The organism is Aromatoleum evansii, assembly GCF_045689615.1.
Lineage (GTDB): Bacteria > Pseudomonadota > Gammaproteobacteria > Burkholderiales > Rhodocyclaceae > Aromatoleum > Aromatoleum evansii.
Genome location: NZ_CP141259.1, coordinates 3,288,888 through 3,312,138, shown reverse-complemented (window position 1 = coordinate 3,312,138; position 23,251 = coordinate 3,288,888). Strand labels below are relative to the sequence as shown.

The window sequence follows — 23,251 nt, the reverse complement described above, 5'->3', positions numbered from 1 at the left end:
TCAAGCCGGCCCACGGGCCCCGGAAAGCAAAAAGCCCGATCAAACTGACCGGGCTAACGCATTGACTTGATTGGTGCCGACAATCTGACTCGAACAGATGACCTACCGCTTACAAGGCGGTTGCTCTACCAACTGAGCTATGCCGGCGCGGGCCGGATTATAGCGTAACGATGGCGTCCTGAAAGCGCTGATAGATCGCTTCGACTTCCTCGCGGCAGTCGAGCAGGGCCTGTACCGCGGGCGCATAGAGCTGGGTGCCTGACATGCGTTCGATTTCCTGGAAGGCGTTCTCCAGCGTCCAGGCGGGTTTGTAGCTGCGCGCGCAGGCTAGGGCGTCGAAGACGTCCGCCGTGGCCACGATGCGTGCTTCGAGCGGGATGGCGTCGCCGGTGAGGCCGTGCGGATAGCCGCTGCCGTCCATGCGCTCGTGATGCGCGATGACGATGTTGCGCAGCATGTCGATGTTCGACAGCGAGGCGAGGCCGAAGTCGTTGATCAGCCGCTCGGCCATCTGCAGGCCGACGATGACGTGCCGGCGCATCTCCTCGCGTTCGGCGTCGTCTAGCTTGCCGGGCTTCAGGAGGATGCGGTCGGGCACTCCGACCTTGCCGATGTCGTGCAGGGCGGAAAACAGGAAGATGTTTTCCGCGTAGTCGTCCGTCTTGCCGTGGGAAGGCCCGATCTCGCGGGCGACGAGACGGGCATAGCGCGCCATGCGGTCGAGATGGGCGCCGGTCTCCAGGTCGCGCACGTGGGCGAACTGGCTCGCCAGGCGCAGCCCGCCCACCAGCATCTGCACCGTCGCCAGCTCCTGCGTCACGATCATGCCGATGAGATGGCCGTAGAGGAGGAGGTCGGCGACCACGGGATCGGTGAAGACGTCGCGTTCGCGTGCGTCGAAGAACAGGAAGCCGAGCAGCTGGTCGCTGCGCCGGATCGGCAGGGTGAGGCTGGACAGGAAACCTTCGTGATGCAGCCAGCGCGAGTGTGTCGTGTCGGATACGGGCAGCTTGCTGAGGTCGTTCACGACGCGCGCTTGTCCGCTTTCTGCAATCGCCAGCAGCGAGGGGACGCTGTCGATCGGACATTCGTAGCCGTTCAGCGGCGAGATTCCCGGGTCGTTGCTGGCGACGAAGGTCTTGAGGCGCCGCATCTCGGGGTCGTAGAGCGCGACGGCGATGCGCGCGATGGCCGGGTAGCGCTCGTGGATGCGCTGGTGCAGTTCGCGCACCTTGTCGCTGACCGAGGCGACATGCAGGTTTCCTGCCTGCCTAGCGGCGGATGCGGCGAATTCCTGCCAGCTGTCGGTGACGCTCATGATTTCCGTGTCTGCGGGAACGGGAATCAATTATCAGTTACGACCTGCGATGCCGCTACTACTTTTGACACATCCCCCTGCGCTGTCGTCCGGTGCCGCTGCGGTTCAGTAGCGGGCGCTGGTCGTGCGCAGCCGCTCGATATCCGGGATGTGGATCGTGCGCCCTTCGACGACGATGAGGCCCGCTTCGGCCAGCTCGTGCAGGATGCGCGAGAAGTGCTCCTGCGTGAGGTTGAGGCGCGAGGCGATCGTGCCCTTGCTGGTCGGCAGGCGGATCGATACGCGTCCGCACAGGCCCGGTTCGCCGCTGCTTTCCTCCTCGCGCAGCAGGTAGCCGACGATGCGTTCGCGGCCGGAGAGCAGCGAGTAGGTCTCGACGTCGGCGATGAGGTGATGCAGGCGCTGCGACAGCCCGGCGATGATGCGGCGGCAGAAGGTGGGGTCGCGGTCCATCTCCTCGAACACCACGCTCTTCGCGATGTGCAGCAGTCGGCTTTCGGTGAGCGCCTGCGCCATCACGAAGTAAGGCTTTTCCATGAACATCACCGCCTCGCCGAAGCTCTGGCCCGGGCGCATGATCTCGATGACCTTCTCCTGGCCTTCGGCCGACGTGAATGCGAGCTTGATCTGGCCGCACAGCACGAGGTGGAAGCCGTGGCAGGGGTCGCCGCGGTGGAAGAGCACATCGCCCTTGTCGACGTGCTGCTCGCGCACGCCGCGGGCGAAGCGTGCGAGTTCCTCGGGGGCAAGTCCCTCGAGGAGGGGCACATGAGCGAGCAGACGGCACACGTGTCCGGTGTCGTGCTCCTTGACGGTGAGCGGGGCCGACGTCTCGCGCTCGGTTGTGGTCACGGGCATGGCATCATCGTGTCAGTTGGGCATAGAACATCGGCAGGCGCGCGGGGAGCTCCTCCGGCTTGCGGATCACCGCGAAACCGGCGGGACCGAAGAGGTGCGGCAGGTAGCCTGCGCCCTCGCGGTCGATCGTGACGCAGAACGGCACGAGCCCTTGTTTGCGCGCCTCGGCGATGGCAACGCGCGTGTCCTCGATGCCGTAGCGGCCTTCGTAGAGGTCCAGGTCGTTGGGCTTGCCGTCCGACAGGATCAGCAGGATGCGGCGCGCGGCCGGTTCGTCGGCCAGCAGGGCGCTCGCGCGACGGATCGCGGCGCCGAGGCGCGTGTAGTAGCCCGGCTTGATGGCGCTGATGCGACCGCGGATGCGGTCATCGAAGCGGTCACCGAAGTCCTTCAGGCGATGGAAGCGGACCTGGCTGCGTTTTACCGACGAGAAGCCCGCGATGGCGAAGCGGTCGCCGGTCGCGCCCAGCGCTTCGCCGAAGAGCAGCAGCGCGTCACGGATCACGTCGATGACGCGGGCCTCGCTCGACACCCAGCTGTCGGTGGACAGCGAGAGGTCGGCGAGTACCATGCAGGCGAGGTCGCGTTCGCGCTTCTCCAGCGACAACCAGAGCTGGTCTGACGGGTGGCGGCCGACGGCGCGGTCGGTCTGCGCACGCACGATGGCGTCGACGTCGAGCTCGGCGCCGTCGACCTGCGCCTTGATCCAGCGCCGGCCTGGCTGTAGCGCTGCGAATTGCTGGTGCAGGCGCTTCGCGGTGCGGCGCAGGTGCTCGGGCAGGGGGCAGGGCTGGGCGTCGCGTGCGGCGAGTTCGACGAGGCGGACGTGATCTTCCAGCAGAACGCCCTTGCGGTAGTCCCATTCGGGCAGCGGCAGCCCGTCGCCGAGCACGACGTCGTCCTCGGCCGCGGAGGGCAGGTCGAGGTCGAAACGCACCTTGGAGGCGACGCGCTCCTTGTCCTGCGACAGCGACAAATGGTCGAGGTCGCGCGCCGCGTCGGCGGCGTTGGGATCGGGGTCGTCGTCGGCCGGGCGGTTGATGCGCAGGAATTCCGCAATCGCAAGCAGGCTCTCGGCGCGGAACATGAGCAGCAGGCCGTTCTTCTCCTTCGGCATGTCGACCTGCTCGGCGCGATGGGCGCGGCGTTCCGACTCCTCGAAGGCGGGCGGGCCGCCATCGGCGGTCTGTTCCGGATCGGCGCTGCCGCGGCGGGTCGCGCTGCTGGCCGGGGCGAGTGAGCCGGTGAGCCACAGCAGCACGGGGTGTGCGGGTGGCGTGCCCTGCGGCACGGCCGGGAGCGCGAACACGGTGCCCGGCGCTTCGAGTGCGCGCCGGATCGCGCGTTCGCGCTCGGCCTCCTGCGGGGGCAGTTTCTCGGGCTTTGGGCGCTTGGGTAGATAGGCTTCGACGAGCCGCCGGTAGCGCGGTGCGAGCCCCGGCCAGGCATGCAGCGCGGCACAGGTCGCGAACTGGTTGCGGCGGAAGTCGCGGTCGGCTTCGTCCTCGCCGTCGGCTTCGAGGCCCTCGTGCGCGGCGGCCAGCGCCGCAAGCCACAGGTAGAGGTCGCGGTTCAGCGACTTTTCGGGAAAGGCGTCGATCTCGGGCGGCAGCCGCAGCGTTGACGGATCCATCCGCGCGCGCGCGGTCCGGTCGCCCGCGCCGGCGATGCGCGCGAGAAAGCCGCGCCGTGCGCCATGCTCATCGTTGGTTGCCGCGGCCACGCGCAGGCCCGGATCGCCGCCCAGTGCCCGGAAGAACACGCCCGCCGTGCGTTCGATGTCCTTCAGCCGCACGACCGCATCGGGGTGGTTGCCGATCGCGGCGCGGGTGATCAGACGGTGCCAGATCTTGCCTACGGCTTCTTCCATGTCCTTGTCCTGGCTAGCGTTGCTTGCCGGAGCGGAATCCGGCCTCGTTCTGGCGCGCGGCCTCGTTGGTGACCCAATGCAGCAAAGAGCCCTGCGGATTGTCGCGCTGGCTCTGCTCGCAGGCCTCGACGCACTGCGCGCACTGCGTGCAGGTGAACATCAGGCGCTTGATGTTGCGTGGAGTGAGCCGCATCGGGCACACCGCGTCGCACGCCGACTGGCGGTCCGGCAGGCAGCTCGCGCAGTCGGCCGCGCGCTTCCGCTGGAAGCCGACGACCATCGCGTTGCGGTTGCTCATCCACGCGAGGCTCTGGAACAGCCCGACCGCGCAGGCATAGCGGCAGAAGAGGTGGCGCGCGAAGAGGAATTCGAGCGTCAGCACCGAGGTGCCGGCGGTGAGGAAGATCGTCTGGTTGCGCGTGAGCGCTCCGCCGAAGAGATTGCCGTAGACCTCGGCGGGAGGCAGCAGATAGGTCAGGAACACCACCGCCCACAGGAAGGCGAAGAATACCGCCGCGGGAACGACGACCAGCCACCAGCGCGCATCCGCGCGCCACGGCGTGCCGTCCGCCTTCCATGGCGGCAGGGGTTCCCTGACCCACACGCTGGGCTTGCCCGAGGCCTTCTGCATCAGCTTGTTGATCGTCTCGACCACGGAGAAGTGCGGGCACAGCCAGCCGCAGTACAGGCGCCCCCATTTCCACGCGACCCACAGGAAGGCCGCCGCGCCGACAAGGATGGGGACGAAGAGGCGGAACATCACATTCGCGCCCGCTTCGAGCGCACCGATGCGCCCGGCGAGGAAGTCGTCCAGGCCGAGCCGCCACTCCATGCCGAGCAGCCAGGCATGGCCCGCGTCGAGGTCGTAGCGGAGGATGTCGAACACCGGCGCAAGGACGAACAGCGTGAAGAAGCCGATCTGGAAGGCGATGCGCTTCTTCTGCGTGCGATTGTGCCCCATCGGCTTTGCGGTCGCGATGGGGATAACGCGCCGTGCGGGTCTGGTGTCGTCCCGTGGTGTTACGGGCAAGGGGGAGGGGAGCGGGGCGTTCATGGACTTACTCGTACAGATCCGGGCCGATGAAGGGGTACTGCCAGCTGCGGCCGAGAATCGCGTGATTCAGTCCGACGACGCCGAAGATCACCAGCGTGGCGTGAAAGGAAACGAAATACAGGATGCCGAGCACCCACGACCACGGGTCGTCGAATCCGCCCAGCAGGAAGATCCCCACGCTCACGCCAACCAGCATCGCACCGCCATAGAGGCTCGCAATCACCGTCTGCCGCAGGTGGTTGCGCACGACCAGCGAGGCGTCGTCGCGATGGCGCCGCCACAGCACGAGCAGGACGAGGAAGGCGAGCCCCGGCGCGACCAGTAGGTTCGCGAGGAACAGCGCCTCCGCGACAACCGCGAGTCGCGGCCCGGGCATCTGTTCCTTGAGGAGATCGGTTTCCTGGTCCGACATGGTCGCAGGCCGACTGACCCGGGGAAGTGTGTCAGCGCCCGAAGGTGGCCGACACGACCTCCATCAGTGCGTCGGCGACTTCCGGGTCGTCGGTGAGGCTCTCGACGATCGCCGCGCGGCACGCCGTCACCGGATCCATGCCGTCGCGCACCAGCAGCGCTGCGTACACCAGCAGGCGCGTGCTCGCGGCCTCCTCGAGATCCTGATCCTTCAGCGTGCGTAGCGCATGCGCGATCGAAACGAGGCGTTTCGCCAGGTCGGGGGCGCAGCCCGATTCGCCGACCAGGATCGCCTCCTCGCGTTCGCTCGCGGGGAAATCGAAGCGCAGGCTCACGAAACGCTGCCGTGTCGAGGGTTTCATGCCCTTCAGCAGGTTCTGGTAGCCGGGGTTGTACGACACGACCAGCATGAAGGACGGCGGCGCCGCAAGCAGCTCGCCGGTGCGGTCGATCGGCAGGATGCGGCGGTCGTCGGCGAGCGGGTGCAGCACGACGGTCGTGTCCTTGCGCGCCTCGACGACCTCGTCGAGGTAGCAGATGCCGCCTTCGCGCACCGCGCGCGTCAGCGGGCCGTCGCACCAAACCGTCTGGCCGTCGCCGATCAGGTGGCGGCCGACGAGATCCGCCGCGGTGAGGTCGTCATGGCAGGCCACCGTGTACAGTGGCAGGCCGAGGCGCGCGGCCATGTGTGCGACGAAGCGCGTCTTGCCGCAACCGGTCGGGCCCTTGATGAGCAGCGGCAGGCGGTTCTTCCACGCATGCTCGAAGACGTCGATCTCGTCGCCGGCCGGTTGGTAGAAGGGAACGTCGAGGTGGGGAGTGTCGAGCATCATGCGGCGAGTCCTTTCCAGTAGGCAATGCCGATCAGGGCGCACACGAGCGTCATCCACCCGAGCGCGAGCAGCGGCCACATCAGCGGGGCGCGGCGAAGCGCCATGTAGTCGAGGATGATCAGGGCCCCCTTGCCGAACGCGATCGCGAACAGCAGGCCGACGACGGCGGGGCCGGAACCGCCGTTCTCGCCGACGCTCCAGGTCACGATCGTCGCGGCGATGAGCACGACCCAGATCACCGTGGCGCGCAGCGGCGTGCCATGATCGGAGTGGTGCAGGGCGCGGGTCGGGGATTCATGGTTTCGCATGGTAGTCACAGCCCTCAACGCATCACATAGACCAGCGGGAACAGGATCAGCCACACCAGATCGACCATGTGCCAGTACGCGGCACCCGTCTCGATCCCGTTCATGTCGCCCGGACCGTAGCGCCCCTTGCGCGCTCCGTTCCACAGCGCGGCGAGGATCACGAGCCCCAGGATCACGTGCATGAAGTGGAAGAAGGTCAGAATCAGGTAGAACATGTGGAAGGTGCTCGACGACAGGCTTACGCCGGCCGCGAACTTCGCCACGTACTCGAACAGCTTCACGACCACGAAGCCCGCACCGCAGGCGAATCCGCCGGCGATCCAGGTCGCCGCGCGGCGGCTCTGGCCGGCCTCTGCAGCCTGCACCGCGCGTACGACGAGGTAGCTCGAAGTCAGCAGCAGGATGGTGTTGAGCGCCCCCGCATTGCGGTCCAGCGCCAGCTGCTGCTCGTTGAACAGCTCGACGTTGTTGGCGCGGGCGAAGGCGTAGGCGAGGAAGAAGGCGCCGAAGGCGAGCAGTTCGGCGAGGATGAAGAACCAGATCGCCAGGTCGCCGGGCAGGCGCCTGGCGGAACCGTCGGACGCGACGGCCGGGGCGGCAGACGGGCTCACGAGTGTTTGGACGCATGTATTCATGTGTCCCAGTCTAGGGAGAGTGCTAACGCCGAACCTTGATTCTGGTTAACTCACGGATTGGGCGAAAGAAAGAGTGGGGAATATCACCCAGTGCCCGTCCAAAACAAAAAAGGGGCGGCCGAAGCCGCCCCGCAACCGCTTCACGGCCCCGCGGAGGGCCGGAAGCGAGGATCCATCATGCATGGATCAGGGGTTTGCTCTCGCCCTTGACGAAGAAGCTCGCCAGGTAGGTCACGAGGCCCGCGGCGAACACGACGCCCGCCCACAGACGCATCCAGTAGAACAGCGAGACCTGGTCCTGCACCGCCATGAAGGGCATCGGGGTGTCGGAGACGCGCTGCAGCCAAACTTGCAGGATGCCGGCCGCGGTGAGGAACAGGGTGATGAAGACCATCGAGATCGTCATCAGCCAGAAGCCCCACATCTCGCACACCTGGGCACGCTCGTCGTTGGCGGCACGACCGCGCAGCAGCGGCATCGCGTAGCTGATGATCGTCAGCACCACCAGCACGTAGGCACCGTAGAAGGCCATGTGGCCATGCGCCGCGGTGATCTGCGAACCGTGCGTGTAGTAGTTCACCGGAGCCAGGGTGTGCAGGAAGCCCCACACGCCGGCGCCGAGGAAGGCCATCACGCCGGTGCCCAGTGCCCACAGCACGGCAGCCTTGTTCGGATGCTCGCGGCGGCGACGGTTCACCATGTTGAAGGCGAACACGGTCATCGCGAAGAACGGGATCGGTTCGAGCGCCGAGAACACCGAACCCAGCCACTGCCAGTATTCCGGCGTGCCGATCCAGAAGTAGTGGTGGCCGGTACCGATCAGGCCGGTGACGAGCGCCAGGGTGATGATCACGTACAGCCACTTCTCGATCACTTCACGATCGACGCCGGTCACCTTGATCAGCACGAAGGCCAGGATCGCCGCCATGATCAGTTCCCACACGCCTTCCACCCACAGGTGCACAACCCACCACCAGTAGAACTTGTCCTTGACCAGGTTGCCCGGGTTGTAGAACGAGAACAGGAAGAAGATCGCCAGACCCCACAGGCCCATCAGCAGCACGATGCTGATCACGGTCTTGCGGCCCTTCAGCATCGTCATCGTGATGTTGAACAGGAAGGCCAGCGCCACGATCACGATGCCGATCTTGGTCAGCAGCGGCTGCTCCAGGAACTCCCGTCCCATCGTCGCGAGGATGTTGTTGCCGGTCATCTCCGCGAGCGTCGAATAGGGCACCAGCAGGTAGCCGAGGATCGTCGCCGCGCCTGCGACAAGGAAGATCCAGAACATCAGCAACGCGAGCTTCGGGCTATACAGCTCGGTTTCCGCCTCCTCGGGAACGAGGAAGTAGGTGGCGCCCATGAAGCCGAACAGCAGCCACACGATGAGCAGGTTGGTATGCACCATCCGCGCCACGTTGAACGGAATTTCCGGGAAGAGGAAATCGCCGACGACGTACTGCAGACCCATGACAAGGCCGAAGATGATCTGTCCCACAAAGAGGCCGATGGCCGCTATGAAGTACGGCATCGCGACCGATTGCGATGAATATTTCATGGTTATGTATTCCCTTGAAGTTGTCGATCCGATGCGCTCAGCCTTCGATGTTGGGAGGCCATTTCTGGGTGTCGATTTCCGAGGTGTATTTCAGGAAGGCGACGATGTCGTCGAGCTCCTGCTCGGTCAGGTTGAAGTTCGGCATCTGGCGGCGTCCCGGCGTGCCGGTCGGCTGCGACTTGATCCACGCCTTGATGAACTCGGCGCCGCGACGCGGATAGACGTTGCCCAGCTCCGGAGCGAAGTAAGCGCCTTCGCCCAGCAGCGTGTGGCAACCGATGCAGTTGCGTGTTTCCCAGATATGCTTGCCACGCAGGACCGACTCCGTCAGGTTCGCACGGTTGTCGGATTTCGGCAGGCCGCTCATGGTGTCGAAACTCAACGCCACCAGCAGCAGGAAGAAAAACACCGCGCCACCATAAAAGATGTTGCGGGCCATCGCCTTTGTGAAGGTACCGCTCATGGTTTGTCCCTCATTGTTTTGTCATGCGTCCGAGTGATTGAGAAATAACCCGAAGGTTGCAGGCATTCTCGGCAGCGGGAGGGGAGCGCTCCATGATTTGAATCAATTTCGGGAATTCGGTCGGTTTATCCTCTCGAAGAATGGAAAACGGGGCCGGGACTGCGGGCGGAGGGTTGTCCTCCCGCGATCCCGGCCCCGCCGGAGCCGTGCAAACCGGATGACGCTCAGTACGTGTAGCCGACCATCATGCCGCCGCCCCAGTCCGGGCTGTTGTCGGAAAAACCCTTTACCCCATACACCTGCAGCTTCCATGCGGGGCTCAGCTTCTGGCTCAGGAAGAGGGAAGCCTCGCGAATCGGATCGCTGCCCGAACGCAGTCGCGCGCGCCAGTCGTAGGCTGCGCCGACGGTGGTGGCGGGGGCGAGCTTGTAGCCGAACCCGAGGGATGCGTAGAAGGGATTGCGCAGGTCCGAATCGCCCATGTCCTTCCAGCCCGCAGTGCCGAATGCGGTCACGGCGCCGAAGGACTTGGCTGCGTCGAACTGCAGCGCATAATCTGTCTTGTTGTTGCCCAGGCACTTGCTCTCCGCCGTGGGCATCTTCACCTTCGCCACGGCGTCGACCAGCAAACCGTTCGCGCTGCCGTCCAGCAGGTTGTAGCCCGCACTCGCAGTGATGTCGCCGAGTCCGGTCTCGGTGCCGGAGCAGTCGGTGCCGCGGATCGGATCCCCGTCCGGGCTCACCACTGCGTTCGTCACCCGCAGGTACGGGATCGTCATCTTGTAGGTCATGCGGCCGGTCTCGTACTTTGCCGCGATCGGCACGTACCACATCTCGCTGGTGGTATCCGTGCCGTAGTCGCCGGTCGAGTAATCCAGCCCGGTCGTCACGCTCAGTTTGCTGGCCTCGGTGCCCGTTCCGGCGTCGGTACCGGCGGCCACAGCGCTGCCGGACAGCAGCAGGGCCAGCAGGATGCGCTTGTGCTTCATTGGACTCTCCTCATTGTCGGGGGTCTTGTTCCTGGTGTGCTTCAGTCGTGTTCGGGGCGTTCGATACGTTCCGGCCGTTCCAGTTTCTCCGGCCGCTCCACGCGCTCGATGCGATCCGGCCGTTCGATACGCTCGATACGTTCGATGCGCTCGACCCGGCCGCTGCCGTCGAAGCGTTCGATGCGTTCGCGAGTCTCGATACGGTCGCCCGAGGTGCGTGTCTCGATGCGCTCGCGCAACAGCAGATCCCCGCTCGGGCTCACCTCGGTGCGTTCGATCCGCTCGCGTTCGATTTCGCCCGAGGGCGACAGCTCCCGCTCGATGCGCTCGCGCCCCGATTCGTTTTCGGTCTCGATGCGTATCCGCTTCTCGTCGATCTCGACCCGTGCCTTTCGTCCGCCGCGGTCCTTGTCGTCATCGTCCTTGCCGGATTTCTTGCCCGACCGGGCGCCTTCGCCGGCCTCGGCGACCCCGAAACCGTCGCGCACGATTTCGATGCGCGTGGCCTTGATCTTGCGCTCGCCGGTGAAAGTGCCGTGCACCCGGACGCGCGCGTCCTTGTCGGGCGTGCCTGCCGTGCGGTCCGCGAATTCGGTTCCGTCAGCCAGTTCCACCTCGAATCCGCTGATGTCCATGCGCCTGTCGGCGCGATCGAGCACCAGCCCTTCCACGAGCGCCTTGCGCACGCGTCCGGCGAAGGGGATCGTCGGATTCGCGCTCGTGTGCGACACCGCCAGCGCACTTCCCGTCCACGTGCCGCGAACCAGTGATTCGGTTACACCGTCCCCATCATCGCCCCGATGGCCGCCCAGCGCCAGGCCGCGCAAGGTGCCGTCGCGGTCGAGCGATCCGATGGCGCTCGCCTCGCGCAGCTGCGGCGCCCGCTCGACGCGCGTGGCAAGCACATCGCCGGACGCATTGCGGAATCCGCTCACCCGCACCATCTCGCCGACGTGCAGGCCCGCGTCGACCTTCGCTCCCTGCACGAGACGCACCGGCTGACCCATCACGCGCAGCGGTGCCCGGGCACTCAGGGTTCCCGTGACGGGACCCTCGTAGGCGTGGACGATCGCGATGGTGCGCGCTTCGAGGCCACGAGTCGAGCTGCCGGTCTCCATGGCGACGACTTGCCCGACCGCCAGGCGCGACACGCTTCCGCCGATACCGTTTTCGGTGACCGGGACCGAGTCGTCGTAATGCACCTCCACGCCATTCACGCAAATCGACGCAAAACCCGTGATCGTGCCCACGATACCCGTGCCCCCGGTTCCACCTTCGCGGGCCGGGGCGCCGGTCCCGCCGACCCCGCCCTGGGCGAGCGGAGCGCCGGTGCCCCCGATTCCCGATGCAAGCGGTGCTCCGGTGCCGCCGATGCCGGATGCCGCCGGGGCTCCCGTCCCGCCGACGCCGGATGCGGGCGCTCCCGTGCCGCCGATACCGCCTTCGCGCCGTGGCGCGCCCGTACCGCCGATGCCGCCGGGGTCAACGCACACCGGCGCACCAAAGGTCGGGACAATGCCGCACAGCGCGAGCGCGAGGCCCGCCGCCAGGTGACGCAGCAAATGGACGCGATCGCTCATGCGGGAATCTTCGGCGCGGCGTCTTCGGATGGCACCGTGGCCGCAGTCGCCTCGCTGTAGAAATACAGGCCTATCGTCACGCGCTGCCGCGCATCGGCGCTTCGCGCATCCTGCGCTTCGAGATCCGCAGCCAGCGTGTTGAAGGCAAGCAGCGCCTGCATCCCTTCGCTGGAGACGGCGTCCCGCAGGCGCGCGATGCTGGCCGCGGACAAGGCGTCGTAATGGACGCTGCGCTCGAAATACGGTGCCCCCTCGGTCGTCAGGTTATGCACCGCTGCGCAGGCATGGTCATGCACGTTGTGGCCGAAATACGCCGCCTTCTCATCGAAGCCTTTCTGTGGGACGAAGGCCGCAGTCTCAAGATGGACGTGGTCGTGTTCATCCACTCGCGCGATGCCGAGTCGCAGCCATTCGTCGAGCACCACGCGCGCCCGGATGTCCTTGCTGACGCGGGCGACGAGCGCGTCGAACGAACGCTCTCCGCCGGTGCTCGCGAGTCGCGCCAAGGGCGCGGGGTCGCCCGGTCGGGTGCAGAACGGCGGGGTGGTCTGCCAGGTGCTCACGAGGTGGGCTCCCAGTGATACGGCTGCGGGCAGATCGTCTCCCACATCCGGCGACTGGCTGCGCAGGCGCTTCACGTCCTTGCGATGCACGCCGGTCAGGAGGCTGATCCTGCTGTCGCTCGGCGCATTGGCGTCCAGGCGGAACTCCTGCTCGGCCACCTCGACGAAGACGCCCTTGAGCATGTCGGAAAAATAAGTATAGGTCACCCCCTTGCGCACCATCAGTCGCACCAGCGGCCGCATGACGCGCCTGAGCGCTTGCAGCAGCGAGGTCGGCGGAGTGGGGGAATGCATGAGGGCGTTTCTTCCGGGGTCAGGCGTTCATAGTGTAATCGGACGTGGGAAAAATTTCCATGCAATGCGGGGTTCGCTTCCCATCCCCGCCGCGGACTTGGGCCTGACCCCGCATGTGATCGCCCGGCGTGCCCCGACCGTGGTACGGGGAGCACGCGGGCATCCGATGGCGATCCCGATCAGTCGCGTACGCGACGCTCGATGCGCTCGAGCCGCTCGGGCTTCTCGGGGCGCTCCACGCGTTCGAGCCGCTCCAACCGCTCGAGCTTCTCGGGGCGCTCGGCGCGGGCGATGCGCTCCGCGTTGTCGGGCCGTTCGACCGCGGCACGGTGCGAGTCGCTGCGCGTGCGCGCGACTTCGCCCTCGGCGGTGGTCCGGCTGGAACTGCGTTCGCTCAGCACCGTGCCGTCTGCAGCCGTGCGCACCTCGGTGGTCGTCTGGCTCGCGAGGCCGCCGTCGGCGTTGAACGTCATTTCCTTGGTGCGCACGCGGGCCGGTGCGGCACCGGTGGCGCTCAGGGTGCGCGTGCGGGTCACCGTAGTTGTGCCATCGGCGTTGAGGACGGTCTCCACGCTGTGCTGGGGCATGGCGCCCTGCGTGCGGGAAACCGCTGCGCTCGCGGTAGCGTCCGTCGACACGGTGGTGTCGGTGGATTCGACTTCGGCGGCTGTCGTGGCGGTAGCCGTGACCTCCTGTGCGGAGGCGGGGCTGGTATGCAGCCCGAAGGCGAGGGCTGCCGCGGCGTAAAACGAAACGGAAATTCCGGGATGAAGTTTCATCGCTTTCTCCTCAGGTTTGCAGGTGGGAAAAAATCCCACATGTCCGAACTTTAGGGGCCGGTGGCCTTGAAGGTCAAGCGCGTGAAGGGCTGCAGATGTATCGGGATGTGATGCACGTCGACTGCGAGGACGAAAAAAAGCCCGATCGCGTGAGCGGCCGGGCTTCGCGAGCTTGCTGTCCGCGCGCGGGTCAGGCGGTCGCGAGCGGGATCTTGCCGATCTTCACCTGCCACTCCTTCGGGCCGGTGTTGTGCACGCTGGTGCCGTTGGAGTCGACGGCGACGGTCACCGGCATGTCCTGAACGTCGAATTCGTAGATCGCTTCCATGCCCAGATCGGCGAAGCCGACGACCTTCGCGCTCTTGATCGCCTTGGCGACGAGGTAGGCCGCGCCGCCGACCGCCATCAGGTAGGCCGACTTGTTGTCGCGGATCGCCTCGATCGCCGCCGGGCCGCGCTCGGCCTTGCCGACCATCGAGATCAATCCGGTCTGCTCGAGCATCATGCGCGTGAACTTGTCCATGCGCGTCGCGGTGGTGGGGCCGGCGGGACCGACGACCTCGTCACGCACCGGGTCGACCGGGCCGACGTAGTAGATCACGCGGTTGGTGAAGTCGACCGGCAGCTTCTCGCCCTTCGCCAGCATGTCCTGGATGCGCTTGTGCGCGGCGTCGCGGCCCGTGAGCATCTTGCCGTTGAGCAGCAGCACCTGGCCCGGCTTCCACGACGCGACTTCTTCCTTCGTCAGCGTGTCCAGGTTCACGCGCGTGGCGACCTTGGTGTCGGCCTGCCAGGTCACGTCCGGCCAGTCCTCCAGCTTCGGCGCTTCCAGCTTCGCCGGACCCGAGCCGTCGAGCTCGAAATGCACGTGGCGGGTCGCCGCACAGTTCGGGATCATCGCCACCGGCAGGCTGGCCGCGTGCGTCGGGTAGTCCATGATCTTGACGTCGAGCACGGTCGTCAGGCCGCCCAGGCCCTGCGCGCCGATGCCCAGCGCGTTGACCTTCTCGTAGAGCTCGAGGCGCAGTTCCTCGACGCGGGTCAGTGCCGCGCCCGAGGCGGCCTTGTCCTTCAGCTCGTGGATGTCGACCGGCGCCATCAGCGATTCCTTCGCCAGCAGCATCGCCTTCTCGGGCGTGCCGCCGATGCCGATGCCGAGGATGCCCGGCGGACACCAGCCGGCGCCCATCGTCGGCACGGTCTTCAGCACCCAGTCGACGATCGAGTCGGACGGGTTCAGCGCGTAGAACTTGGTCTTGTTCTCCGAGCCGCCGCCCTTGGCGGCACAGATCACCTCGACGTGGTCGCCCGGGACGATCTCGTAATGCACGACGGCCGGGGTGTTGTCCTTGCTGTTCTGGCGCTTGCCGGCGGGGTCGAGCAGCACCGACGCGCGCAGCTTGTTGTCCGGGTTGTTGTACGCGCGGCGCACGCCCTCGTTGACCATGTCCTGGACGCTCATCTTCGCGTCCCACTTCACGTTCATGCCCACCTTGAGGAACACCACGGCGATGCCCGTATCCTGACAGATCGGGCGATGGCCTTCGGCGCTCATGCGCGAGTTCGTCAGGATCTGCGCGATCGCATCCTTCGCGGCGGGGCTCTCCTCACGTTCCCACGCTTCGCCCAGAGCCTTGATGTAGTCGAGCGGGTGGTAGTAGCTGATGTACTGGAAGGCATCCGCGACGGACTGGATCAGGTCTTCTTCGCGAATCACGGTCATGGCGCATCTCCTGGTAAGGCCGGGTCACTCGGTAGGGGCGCAATTCTAGCAGCCCGCAGCCGGTGAAGTCCCACCGGAATGGGCAATGTTCCACGGCGGACGGGTGTAAGTCCTGTGTAAGATACACAGCCTTAAATGCCGACCAGATCGCGAAAGCAGCATCTTCAGCGAACGACTAACAAGACCGGCTCGACCGGTCGGCCCGGCAGGGCGCTTCAATTACTTTGAATAGTTGAGGAGAGGTCAGTATGTCGAACGAACAGCAGCCCCGTCTGTATTACCCGTCGGAAGAGATGGTCAAGAACGCCGCGGTGTCGGGCATGGACGCCTACCGCGCGCTGTGCAAGGAAGCCGAGGACGATTACGAGGGCTACTGGGCGCGTCAGGCCCGCGAATTGGTCGAGTGGAAAAAGCCTTTCACCCAGGTCCTGGACGAGAGCAACGCCCCCTTCTTCAAGTGGTTCGCCGACGGTCAGCTGAACGTCTCCTACAACTGCCTCGACCGCAACGTCAATAACGGGCTCGGCGACAAGGTCGCGCTGATCTTCGAAGCCGACAACGGCGAAGTCACCCGCGTCACCTACAAGGACCTGCTGGCGCGTGTCTGCAAGTTCTCCAACGCGCTGCGCGACATGGGCGTCAAGAAGGGCGACCGCGTCGTCATCTACCTGCCGATGTCGATCGAAGGCGTCGTCGCGATGCAGGCCTGCGCCCGTATCGGCGCGACTCACTCCATCGTCTTCGGCGGTTTCTCCGCCCAGGCGCTGCGTGACCGCATCAACGACGCCGGCGCCGTTGCGCTGATCACCTCCGACGGCCAGTTCCGCGGCGGCAAGGCGCTGCCGCTGAAGCCGATCGCCGACGAAGCGCTCGGCATGGGCGGCTGCGAGTCCATCAAGAACGTCGTCGTCGTCCAGCGCACCGGCGGTGCCTGCACGATGGTCGAGGGCCGCGACAAGTGGTTCCATGAGGTCTGCGCCAGCCAGGCCGAAACCTGCGAGCCGGAATGGGTCGATGCCGAGCATCCGCTGTTCCTGCTCTACACCTCTGGCTCCACGGGCAAACCGAAGGGCGTCCAGCATTCGACCGGCGGCTACCTGCTGCACGCGATCCTGACCATGAAGTACACGTTCGACATCAAGCCGAACGACGTCTTCTGGTGCACCGCGGACATCGGTTGGGTCACCGGTCACACCTACATCACCTACGGCCCGCTCGCCTGCGGCGCGACCGAAATCGTGTTCGAAGGCGTGCCGACCTACCCGGACGCCGGCCGCTTCTGGAAGATGATCCAGGACCACAAGGTCAACATCTTCTACACCGCGCCGACCGCGATCCGCTCGCTGATCAAGGCCGCGGAGAACACCCCGACCGTCCATCCGAAGAACTACAACCTGTCGAGCCTGCGCATCCTCGGCTCGGTGGGCGAGCCGATCAACCCGGCCGCGTGGGAGTGGTACCACGAGAACGTCGGCGGCGGCCGTTGCCCGATCGTCGATACCTTCTGGCAGACCGAAACCGGCGGCCACATGATCACCCCGCTGCCGGGCGCGACGCCGCTGGTGCCGGGCTCCTGCACGCTGCCCTTCCCGGGCATCATCGCCGCCGTGGTGGACGAGACGGGTACCGAAGTGCCGAACGGGCAGGGCGGCATCCTCGTCGTCAAGCGTCCGTGGCCGTCGATGATCCGCACGATCTGGGGCGATCCCGAGCGCTTCAAGAAGTCCTACTACCCGGACGACTTCAAGGGCCAGCTGTATCTGGCCGGCGACGGCGCGATCCGCGACAAGGAAACCGGCTACTTCACGATCACCGGCCGCATCGACGACGTGCTGAACGTCTCGGGCCACCGCATGGGCACGATGGAAATCGAATCGGCGCTCGTGGCACACGAGAAGGTTGCCGAGGCCGCGGTCGTGGGCCGTCCGGACGACCTGACGGGCGAGGCCATCGTCGCCTTCGTCGTGCTCAAGGGGGCGCGTCCGACCGGTGAAGACGCCAAGGCGATGATCAAGGACCTGCAGAACTGGGTCGGCCACGAGATCGGACCCATCGCCAAGCCCAAGGACATCCGTTTCGGCGAGAACCTGCCGAAGACCCGTTCGGGCAAGATCATGCGCCGGCTGCTGCGTCAGCTGGCGAAGGGTGAGGAGATCACCCAGGATACGTCGACCCTCGAGAACCCGGCGATCCTGGACCAGCTCAAGCAACCTGCGGGCTGACCCGGCATGACGGGAGACCGGTCCGCAAGAGGCTGGCTCCGCATAAGAATAATTGAGGCAAGCCGGCGCGAGCCGGCAGTGGGAGGAGGAGAAGGCGCGCGCAAGCGCGCCTTTTTTTTCCCGCCCGGAGGGACTGCATCCCGGGGCGCCCGGCGGGCAACGGTATACTTCGGGTAGCCATCGTCATCATGAGGGAGACATGATGCGCAGAGGTCTGGCTGGTCAGCGGCTCGTTGCGACGTTCCTGGGTGGGGCGTTGCTGTTCAATTATCCCGTGTTGTCCCTGCTCGACAGGTCCGAGCCCTTTTTCGGCATGCCGATGCTGTGGGCGTGCCTGTTCATCGTTTGGGCGGCGCTGATCGCGGTGGTTGCCTGGATCGCGGAACGTGGCGCGCGTTGAGGAGGCGGGGATGCTGTCGGGCACCGTCGTAGTCGCCGCATCGTTCGCCTACCTGCTGGTGCTGTTCGCGGTGGCCTGGTACGGCGACCGGCGGGCGGAGCAGGGGCGTTCGATCATCGCGAATCCGTGGACCTACGCGATGTCGCTCGCCGTGTACTGCACGGCGTGGACCTATTTCGGCAGCGTCGGGCGTGCGGCCTCCGGCGGGGTGTGGTTCCTGCCGATCTATCTCGGGCCGACGCTCGCGATGAGCCTGTCGTGGGTGGTGCTGCTGAAGATGATCCGCATCTCGCGCACCTACCGCATCACGTCGATCGCCGACTTCATCGCCAGCCGCTACGGCAAGAGCCACCTGCTGGGCGGCCTCGTGACCATCATCGCGGTGGTCGGCATGGTGCCCTACATCGCGCTGCAACTGAAGGCGATCTCCAGCGGCTATTCCGTGCTCACGGGCAGCGACAACAGTGGCGTCTTTCCTTTTGCCGCGGCGAGCTGGTTCAATGACGGCACGCTGTATGTCGCGCTGACGCTCGCGCTGTTCACGGTGCTGTTCGGCGCCCGCCACCTCGACGCCGCAGAACGCCACGAAGGCATGGTTGCGGCGATCGCGTTCGAGTCGGTCGTCAAGCTGCTGGCCTTCCTCATCGTCGGCGGTTTCGTCACCTGGAGCGTGTATGAAGGATTCGACGACATCTTCGCGCGCGCCTTCGCCGACCCCGAGCTCGCGGCCCTGCTGAGTCTCAGGACCGCGAGCTCGGCGGGCTACGGCGGCTGGTTCGCGCTGACGCTGCTCGCGATGCTGTCGGTGATCTTCCTGCCGCGCCAGTTCCAGGTGACGGTCGTCGAGAACGTGAACGAGCAGCACCTGCGTCGCGCGACCTGGCTTTTTCCCGGCTACCTGCTGCTGATCAACATCTTCGTGCTGCCGATCGCGCTGGGGGGACTGCTGTATTTCGGCCGGGGCACCGTCGATCCCGACACTTTCGTCCTTTCCCTGCCGCTGGCGCATGGCGAAAGCGCACTCGCGCTGCTGGCCTTCATCGGTGGTCTTTCCGCTGCGACGGGCATGGTCATCGTCGAGACGATCGCCGTGTCGACGATGGTGTGCAACGACCTCGTGATGCCGCTGCTGCTGAGCACGGAGCGCTTCAAGCGCAGCGACCATCCGGACCTCACCGGACTTCTGCTCGGCATTCGTCGCGGCGCGATCGTCGTCGTGCTGCTGCTGGGCTACCTGTATTTCCGCCTCGCCGGCGAGGCCTACGCGCTGGTGAGCATCGGGTTGATCAGCTTCGCCGCGGTCGCGCAGTTCGCGCCGGCGATGCTGGGTGGCATGTACTGGCGCGGTGGCACCCGCGAAGGCGCGCTCGCCGGCCTGCTGGCGGGCTTCGTCGTGTGGGCCTATACCCTGATGCTGCCCTCCGTGGCGAAGTCCGGCTGGCTGGACCGGGCCTTCCTCGACCAGGGACTGTTCGGATTCGATTACCTGCGCCCCGAACAGCTCTTCGGCCTGGCAGGGCTGGACAGCATCAGCCATGCGCTGTTCTGGAGCCTGACCGCGAACATCGCATGCTACGTGCTCGTGTCGCTCGCACGCGTGCCCACGGGGCAGGAGGCGACGCAGGCGACGCTCTTCGTCGACGTCTTCAGCCGCGGACAGGACGCCCCGGCGACCTTCTGGCGCGGCAGCGCGCAGGTTCAGGACCTGCAGCCGCTCGTGGCGCGCTTTCTGGGCGCGGAGCGGGCTCGTCGGATGTTCGAGTCGTACGCGCGCGAACGTGGTGTCGCCAGCATCGCCGAACTGAAACCCGACGCCGGGCTGGTGCAGTTTGCCGAAACGCAACTGGCCGGCGCCATCGGCAGTGCATCCGCGCGCGTGATGGTGTCGTCCGTGGTGCAGGAGGAGCCGCTCGGGCTGGACGAGGTGATGGATATCCTCGACGAAGCCTCGCAGGTGCGTGCGTATTCGCACGAGCTGGAGGAGAAGTCGCAGGCGCTGGAGGCGGCAACCGCCGAACTGCGGGCCGCCAACGAACGTCTGCAGGAGCTCGACCGGCTCAAGGACGATTTCATGTCCTCGGTGACGCATGAACTGCGCACTCCGCTTACCTCCATCCGCGCGTTTTCGGAGATGCTGCTGGACGACCCCAGGATCGACCTCAAGGACCGCAAACGCTTCCTCGGCATCATCGTCTCCGAGACGGAACGCCTGACGCGGCTGGTGAATCAGGTGCTGGACATGGCGAAGATCGAGTCGGGTCATGCCGAATGGCACAACACCGACATCGACATGCGCGAACTGGTGGCGCATGCCGTGGAGACCACCGAGCAGTTGTTCCGCGACCGCGGGGCGTTGCTCGAGCTGGACCTTCCCGACAGCGCGCCTCGCCTGCGCGCCGATCGCGACCGCTTGCTGCAGGTCCTGTTGAACCTGATTTCCAATGCGGCGAAGTTCGTGCCGACCGATGCCGGCGTGGCGCGTGTGCGGCTGACGTGCGATGTGGGCCAGGTCCGCGTGGATGTGACCGACAACGGGCCGGGTATCGCGCCGGAGCAGCTGGGGGTGATCTTCGAGAAGTTCCGCCAGGGCGGCGACGAGCGCTCGCGTCCGCAGGGCACCGGGCTTGGATTGCCGATCAGCCGGCAGATCGTCGAGCACTTCGGCGGCAGGCTGTGGGTGCAGTCAAGACCGGGAGAAGGTGCCACGTTCAGCTTCGTCCTGCCGCTGTCGCCCGAGGCCGGCAACGGCCCGGACCGCGCAATGACTTAGAATACGAGGAAGGAAAGGGGAGAGCATGGCCAAAAAAATACTGATTGCCGACGACGAACAGAACATTGTCATTTCACTCGAGTTCCTCATGAAGCGCGAGGGCTACGAAGTGAGCATCGCCAGTGACGGCGACGAGGCGGCGCGGCGCATCCGCTCCGAGAAGCCCGATCTCGTGCTGCTCGACGTGATGATGCCGAAGAAGAGCGGTTTCGAGGTGTGCCAGGAGGTTAAGTCCAATCCCGAGCTGCAGTCGGTGCGCATCCTGATGCTGACCGCCAAGGGGCGCGACACCGAGGTCGCGAAGGGGCTGGCCCTCGGGGCGGACGCCTACATGACCAAGCCGTTCTCGACCAAGGAACTCGTGGAGCGCGTACGCAGCATGCTCGCGGAGCACTGACGGATGACCGCTCGTGCGCGTTTCATCCTCGCGGTGTGCATCCTCGCGTTGCTGATGACGGGCCCCTTCGTGCTGACGGCCGGGTTGGTGTGGCTGGAAGCGGGCGAGGCCGACCGCGGGCGCCTCATCGACGCGGTCGTGCCGCACCTGCCGCTGGGTACGCTGATGACCATCGCCGGTTTCGCGGTCGGCATGGCGGTCGTGCGCAACCTGTTCCGGCAATATGTCCAGGGGCTCCTGCGCATGGAGGAGCACCTCAAGCTGATGCTCGGCGCGAATCACGAATTCCGCGTCAAGCCCGAGGGGCCGCCCGAGGTGCAGGCGCTCTCGCAGGCCGTGAACGCTTTGGCGCAGCAGCGCGACGAGTTGCTGCAGGATGTCGAGGCGCAGATCTCGCAGGCCAAGCACTCCGTCGAGGAGGAGAAGAACCGCCTCGCGGCCCTCATGTCGGAGCTCACGCAGAGCGTAGTCGTGTGCAACCTCGATGGCCGCATCCTGCTCTACAACCACCGCGCGCGGCAGCAGTTCCGCGCCTTGTCCGACGCGCCGGCAGTCGCCGGCGGTGGCGAGTTGATCGGGCTCGGGCGTTCGATCTATGCGGTGTTCGAGCGCAATCTCGTCAATCACGCGCTGGAAAGCATCCAGCATCGGCTGCGGCGCAGCGCGACCCAGCCGGTCGCGAACTTCGTCACGACCACGCGTGCCGGCCAGCTGCTGCGGGCGCAGATGGCGCCGGTGCTTTCCGTGACGCAGGGGGAGGGTGGCGAGCGGGCCATTACCGGCTTCATCCTCATGCTCGACAACATCACGCGCACCTTCGAGACGGAATCGAAGCGCGACCAGATGCTGCATACGCTCACCGAAGGCAACCGCGCCGCGCTCGCCAACGTGCGCGCCGCGGCCGAGATGCTCGAGTATCCCGATCTGCAGGAAGACCTGCGCGAGCGTTTCCGCACCGTGATCCGCGACGAGGTGCGGGCGATGAGCACGCGGCTCGACGAGACCGCCAACGAATTCGCCGACTCCCTCAAGGCGCGCTGGCCGCTCGAGGAGATGCTCGGGGCCGACCTCATCGCCGCCGTGCAACGCCGCATCGAGAACGTCGTCCGCTTGCCGACGAAACTGGAAGAGGTCGACGAGACGCTGTGGGTCAAGGTCGACAGCTTCTCGCTGCTGCAGGCGCTGACGTACCTGGCGAACCGCCTCTCGGACGAGTTCGAGGTGCGCGAGGTGCGTTTCCGCCTGAGCGCAGCGGGTCGCCTGGTCCACCTCGACCTCATCTGGTCCGGCCAGGCGATGAGCACCGAGACCGTGATGAGCTGGGAACTCGAGCCGATGCGCTTTGGCGACGAGAACAGCCCCCTGACGGTGCGCGACGTCATCGAGCGTCACGACGGCGAGATGTGGCTGGAGCGCGAGAAGGTCCGTCACCGCGCGTTCTTCCGCATCCTGCTGCCGGCGGCCGTGCCGCAGGAGCAGCTCGATGAGGCGACGATCCTGAAGGGCGAAAGCCGGCCCGAATACTACGACTTCGACCTCTTCAACTGGTCCGACAAGTCGCGCGCGCTGGACGACCGCCTGCTCACCGAGCTGACCTACACCGTTTTCGACACCGAGACGACCGGACTCAACCCCTCGCAGGGCGACGAGATCATCCAGATCGGCGCCACCCGCATCGTCAATGGCAAGCTGCTGCGCCAGGAGTCGTTCGAGCAGCTCGTGGATCCGTGCCGTTACCTGTCGCCGGAGTCGGTGCAGATCCACGGCATCACCCAGGACATGCTCAAGAACCAGCCCACCATCGAGGCCGTGCTGCCGGCATTCCATGCGTTCGCCGAGGACACGGTGCTGATCGCGCACAATGCGGCATTCGACATGCGCTTCCTGCAGCTGAAGGAGAAAGCGACGAGCATCCGCTTCGACCAGCCGGTGCTCGACACCTTGCTGCTGTCCGCGGTCATTCACCCGAACCAGGAATCGCACCGTCTCGAGGCGATCGCCGAACGGCTCAACCTGCCCATCCTCGGGCGGCACACCGCCCTGGGCGATGCGATCGTCACCGCAGAGGTCTTCCTGAAGATGATCCCGCTGCTCGCGGCAATGGGCATCCGCACCCTGCGCCAGGCGCGCGAAGCCGCGGAGAAGTCGTACTACGCGAGGGTGAAGTATTGAAGGCCGAACCCTCGCGGCGTGAATCCTCGGGATCTGCGTTGCGCCGCCCGAACG

At 66.0% G+C, this 23,251-nt stretch carries 20 protein-coding genes and 1 tRNA gene; 5 read left to right on the top strand and 16 right to left on the bottom strand.

What is annotated here, in order from left to right; all coding sequences use genetic code 11:
- Positions 1-71: 71 nt before the first annotated feature.
- The 16 genes from U5817_RS15525 to U5817_RS15450 form a co-directional block, all read right to left on the bottom strand.
- A tRNA-Thr gene (locus U5817_RS15525) sits at positions 72-147 on the bottom strand.
- A gap of 10 nt (positions 148-157) precedes the next feature.
- Positions 158-1,318, bottom strand: a complete 1,161-nt coding sequence (locus U5817_RS15520; RefSeq protein ID WP_407277946.1) for an HD-GYP domain-containing protein — start codon at positions 1,316-1,318, stop codon at positions 158-160.
- A 105-nt stretch (positions 1,319-1,423) separates the two neighbouring features.
- Positions 1,424-2,176 carry a Crp/Fnr family transcriptional regulator gene (locus tag U5817_RS15515; protein ID WP_169125793.1) on the bottom strand — a complete coding sequence of 251 codons (753 nt, stop codon included), beginning with the start codon at positions 2,174-2,176 and terminating at the stop codon, positions 1,424-1,426.
- A 4-nt stretch (positions 2,177-2,180) separates the two neighbouring features.
- Positions 2,181-4,046 carry a nitric oxide reductase activation protein NorD gene (locus U5817_RS15510; protein WP_407277945.1) on the bottom strand — a complete coding sequence of 622 codons (1,866 nt, stop codon included), beginning with the start codon at positions 4,044-4,046 and terminating at the stop codon, positions 2,181-2,183.
- Between the two features lie 13 nt (positions 4,047-4,059).
- Complete coding sequence (locus U5817_RS15505) at positions 4,060-5,100, bottom strand: 4Fe-4S binding protein (protein WP_407277944.1); 1,041 nt, start codon at positions 5,098-5,100, stop codon at positions 4,060-4,062.
- A gap of 4 nt (positions 5,101-5,104) precedes the next feature.
- Complete coding sequence (locus tag U5817_RS15500; protein ID WP_407277943.1) at positions 5,105-5,512, bottom strand: hypothetical protein; 408 nt, start codon at positions 5,510-5,512, stop codon at positions 5,105-5,107.
- Positions 5,513-5,543: 31 nt separating this feature from the next.
- Positions 5,544-6,344: a CbbQ/NirQ/NorQ/GpvN family protein gene (locus U5817_RS15495; protein WP_407277942.1), complete on the bottom strand. Its 801-nt coding sequence runs from the start codon at positions 6,342-6,344 to the stop codon at positions 5,544-5,546.
- The gene (locus U5817_RS15490) at positions 6,341-6,652 is read right to left on the bottom strand and encodes a cytochrome C oxidase subunit IV family protein (protein WP_169125788.1); all 312 of its coding nucleotides are present in this window, start codon (positions 6,650-6,652) and stop codon (positions 6,341-6,343) included. The genes U5817_RS15495 and U5817_RS15490 overlap by 4 nt, the downstream gene beginning before the upstream one ends.
- Positions 6,653-6,666: 14 nt before the next feature.
- A complete protein-coding gene (locus U5817_RS15485; protein WP_407277941.1) occupies positions 6,667-7,287 on the bottom strand; it encodes a cytochrome c oxidase subunit 3 family protein in 621 nt (206 codons plus the stop codon).
- 175 nt (positions 7,288-7,462) lie between these two features.
- Positions 7,463-8,845, bottom strand: coding sequence for a cbb3-type cytochrome c oxidase subunit I (locus U5817_RS15480; protein ID WP_169125787.1), 1,383 nt, complete (start codon positions 8,843-8,845; stop codon positions 7,463-7,465).
- A 37-nt stretch (positions 8,846-8,882) separates the two neighbouring features.
- Complete coding sequence (locus U5817_RS15475; protein WP_407277940.1) at positions 8,883-9,308, bottom strand: c-type cytochrome; 426 nt, start codon at positions 9,306-9,308, stop codon at positions 8,883-8,885.
- Between the two features lie 224 nt (positions 9,309-9,532).
- Positions 9,533-10,297 carry a hypothetical protein gene (locus U5817_RS15470; RefSeq protein WP_407277939.1) on the bottom strand — a complete coding sequence of 255 codons (765 nt, stop codon included), beginning with the start codon at positions 10,295-10,297 and terminating at the stop codon, positions 9,533-9,535.
- Between the two features lie 41 nt (positions 10,298-10,338).
- Positions 10,339-11,877, bottom strand: coding sequence for a DUF5666 domain-containing protein (locus U5817_RS15465; RefSeq protein WP_407277938.1), 1,539 nt, complete (start codon positions 11,875-11,877; stop codon positions 10,339-10,341).
- The gene (locus tag U5817_RS15460; protein ID WP_407277937.1) at positions 11,874-12,734 is read right to left on the bottom strand and encodes a DUF6502 family protein; all 861 of its coding nucleotides are present in this window, start codon (positions 12,732-12,734) and stop codon (positions 11,874-11,876) included. The genes U5817_RS15465 and U5817_RS15460 overlap by 4 nt, the downstream gene beginning before the upstream one ends.
- 179 nt (positions 12,735-12,913) lie before the next feature.
- Positions 12,914-13,513, bottom strand: a complete 600-nt coding sequence (locus U5817_RS15455; RefSeq protein ID WP_407277936.1) for a hypothetical protein — start codon at positions 13,511-13,513, stop codon at positions 12,914-12,916.
- Between the two features lie 190 nt (positions 13,514-13,703).
- On the bottom strand, positions 13,704-15,236 hold the full coding sequence (locus U5817_RS15450; protein ID WP_169125782.1) for a fumarate hydratase: 1,533 nt from the start codon (positions 15,234-15,236) through the stop codon (positions 13,704-13,706).
- A 248-nt stretch (positions 15,237-15,484) separates the two neighbouring features.
- Here U5817_RS15450 and acs point away from each other — a divergent pair, with 248 nt between their 5' ends.
- The 5 genes from acs to U5817_RS15425 all read left to right on the top strand — a co-directional run bounded on the left by acs (position 15,485) and on the right by U5817_RS15425 (position 23,197).
- Complete coding sequence (gene acs, locus U5817_RS15445; RefSeq protein WP_407277935.1) at positions 15,485-17,458, top strand: acetate--CoA ligase; 1,974 nt, start codon at positions 15,485-15,487, stop codon at positions 17,456-17,458.
- Between the two features lie 202 nt (positions 17,459-17,660).
- Positions 17,661-17,858: a hypothetical protein gene (locus U5817_RS15440; protein ID WP_407281082.1), complete on the top strand. Its 198-nt coding sequence runs from the start codon at positions 17,661-17,663 to the stop codon at positions 17,856-17,858.
- A 10-nt stretch (positions 17,859-17,868) separates the two neighbouring features.
- Positions 17,869-20,628: a sensor histidine kinase gene (locus U5817_RS15435; protein WP_169125779.1), complete on the top strand. Its 2,760-nt coding sequence runs from the start codon at positions 17,869-17,871 to the stop codon at positions 20,626-20,628.
- 25 nt (positions 20,629-20,653) lie between these two features.
- Positions 20,654-21,025: a response regulator transcription factor gene (locus U5817_RS15430; protein WP_169125778.1), complete on the top strand. Its 372-nt coding sequence runs from the start codon at positions 20,654-20,656 to the stop codon at positions 21,023-21,025.
- Positions 21,026-21,028: 3 nt separating this feature from the next.
- Entirely contained in the window at positions 21,029-23,197 is a 2,169-nt protein-coding gene (locus U5817_RS15425; RefSeq protein WP_407277934.1) for an exonuclease domain-containing protein, read from the top strand.
- Positions 23,198-23,251: the final 54 nt, after the last annotated feature.

Coding starts and splice junctions, on each gene's coding strand:
- U5817_RS15520 (WP_407277946.1), bottom strand. CDS start 1,318: ATGAGCGTCACCGACAGCTGGCAGGAATTCGCCGCATCCGCCGCTAGG.
- U5817_RS15515 (WP_169125793.1), bottom strand. CDS start 2,176: ATGCCCGTGACCACAACCGAGCGCGAGACGTCGGCCCCGCTCACCGTC.
- U5817_RS15510 (WP_407277945.1), bottom strand. CDS start 4,046: ATGGAAGAAGCCGTAGGCAAGATCTGGCACCGTCTGATCACCCGCGCC.
- U5817_RS15505 (WP_407277944.1), bottom strand. CDS start 5,100: ATGAACGCCCCGCTCCCCTCCCCCTTGCCCGTAACACCACGGGACGAC.
- U5817_RS15500 (WP_407277943.1), bottom strand. CDS start 5,512: ATGTCGGACCAGGAAACCGATCTCCTCAAGGAACAGATGCCCGGGCCG.
- U5817_RS15495 (WP_407277942.1), bottom strand. CDS start 6,344: ATGATGCTCGACACTCCCCACCTCGACGTTCCCTTCTACCAACCGGCC.
- U5817_RS15490 (WP_169125788.1), bottom strand. CDS start 6,652: ATGCGAAACCATGAATCCCCGACCCGCGCCCTGCACCACTCCGATCAT.
- U5817_RS15485 (WP_407277941.1), bottom strand. CDS start 7,287: ATGAATACATGCGTCCAAACACTCGTGAGCCCGTCTGCCGCCCCGGCC.
- U5817_RS15480 (WP_169125787.1), bottom strand. CDS start 8,845: ATGAAATATTCATCGCAATCGGTCGCGATGCCGTACTTCATAGCGGCC.
- U5817_RS15475 (WP_407277940.1), bottom strand. CDS start 9,308: ATGAGCGGTACCTTCACAAAGGCGATGGCCCGCAACATCTTTTATGGT.
- U5817_RS15470 (WP_407277939.1), bottom strand. CDS start 10,297: ATGAAGCACAAGCGCATCCTGCTGGCCCTGCTGCTGTCCGGCAGCGCT.
- U5817_RS15465 (WP_407277938.1), bottom strand. CDS start 11,877: ATGAGCGATCGCGTCCATTTGCTGCGTCACCTGGCGGCGGGCCTCGCG.
- U5817_RS15460 (WP_407277937.1), bottom strand. CDS start 12,734: ATGCATTCCCCCACTCCGCCGACCTCGCTGCTGCAAGCGCTCAGGCGC.
- U5817_RS15455 (WP_407277936.1), bottom strand. CDS start 13,513: ATGAAACTTCATCCCGGAATTTCCGTTTCGTTTTACGCCGCGGCAGCC.
- U5817_RS15450 (WP_169125782.1), bottom strand. CDS start 15,236: ATGACCGTGATTCGCGAAGAAGACCTGATCCAGTCCGTCGCGGATGCC.
- acs (WP_407277935.1), top strand. CDS start 15,485: ATGTCGAACGAACAGCAGCCCCGTCTGTATTACCCGTCGGAAGAGATG.
- U5817_RS15440 (WP_407281082.1), top strand. CDS start 17,661: ATGCGCAGAGGTCTGGCTGGTCAGCGGCTCGTTGCGACGTTCCTGGGT.
- U5817_RS15435 (WP_169125779.1), top strand. CDS start 17,869: ATGCTGTCGGGCACCGTCGTAGTCGCCGCATCGTTCGCCTACCTGCTG.
- U5817_RS15430 (WP_169125778.1), top strand. CDS start 20,654: ATGGCCAAAAAAATACTGATTGCCGACGACGAACAGAACATTGTCATT.
- U5817_RS15425 (WP_407277934.1), top strand. CDS start 21,029: ATGACCGCTCGTGCGCGTTTCATCCTCGCGGTGTGCATCCTCGCGTTG.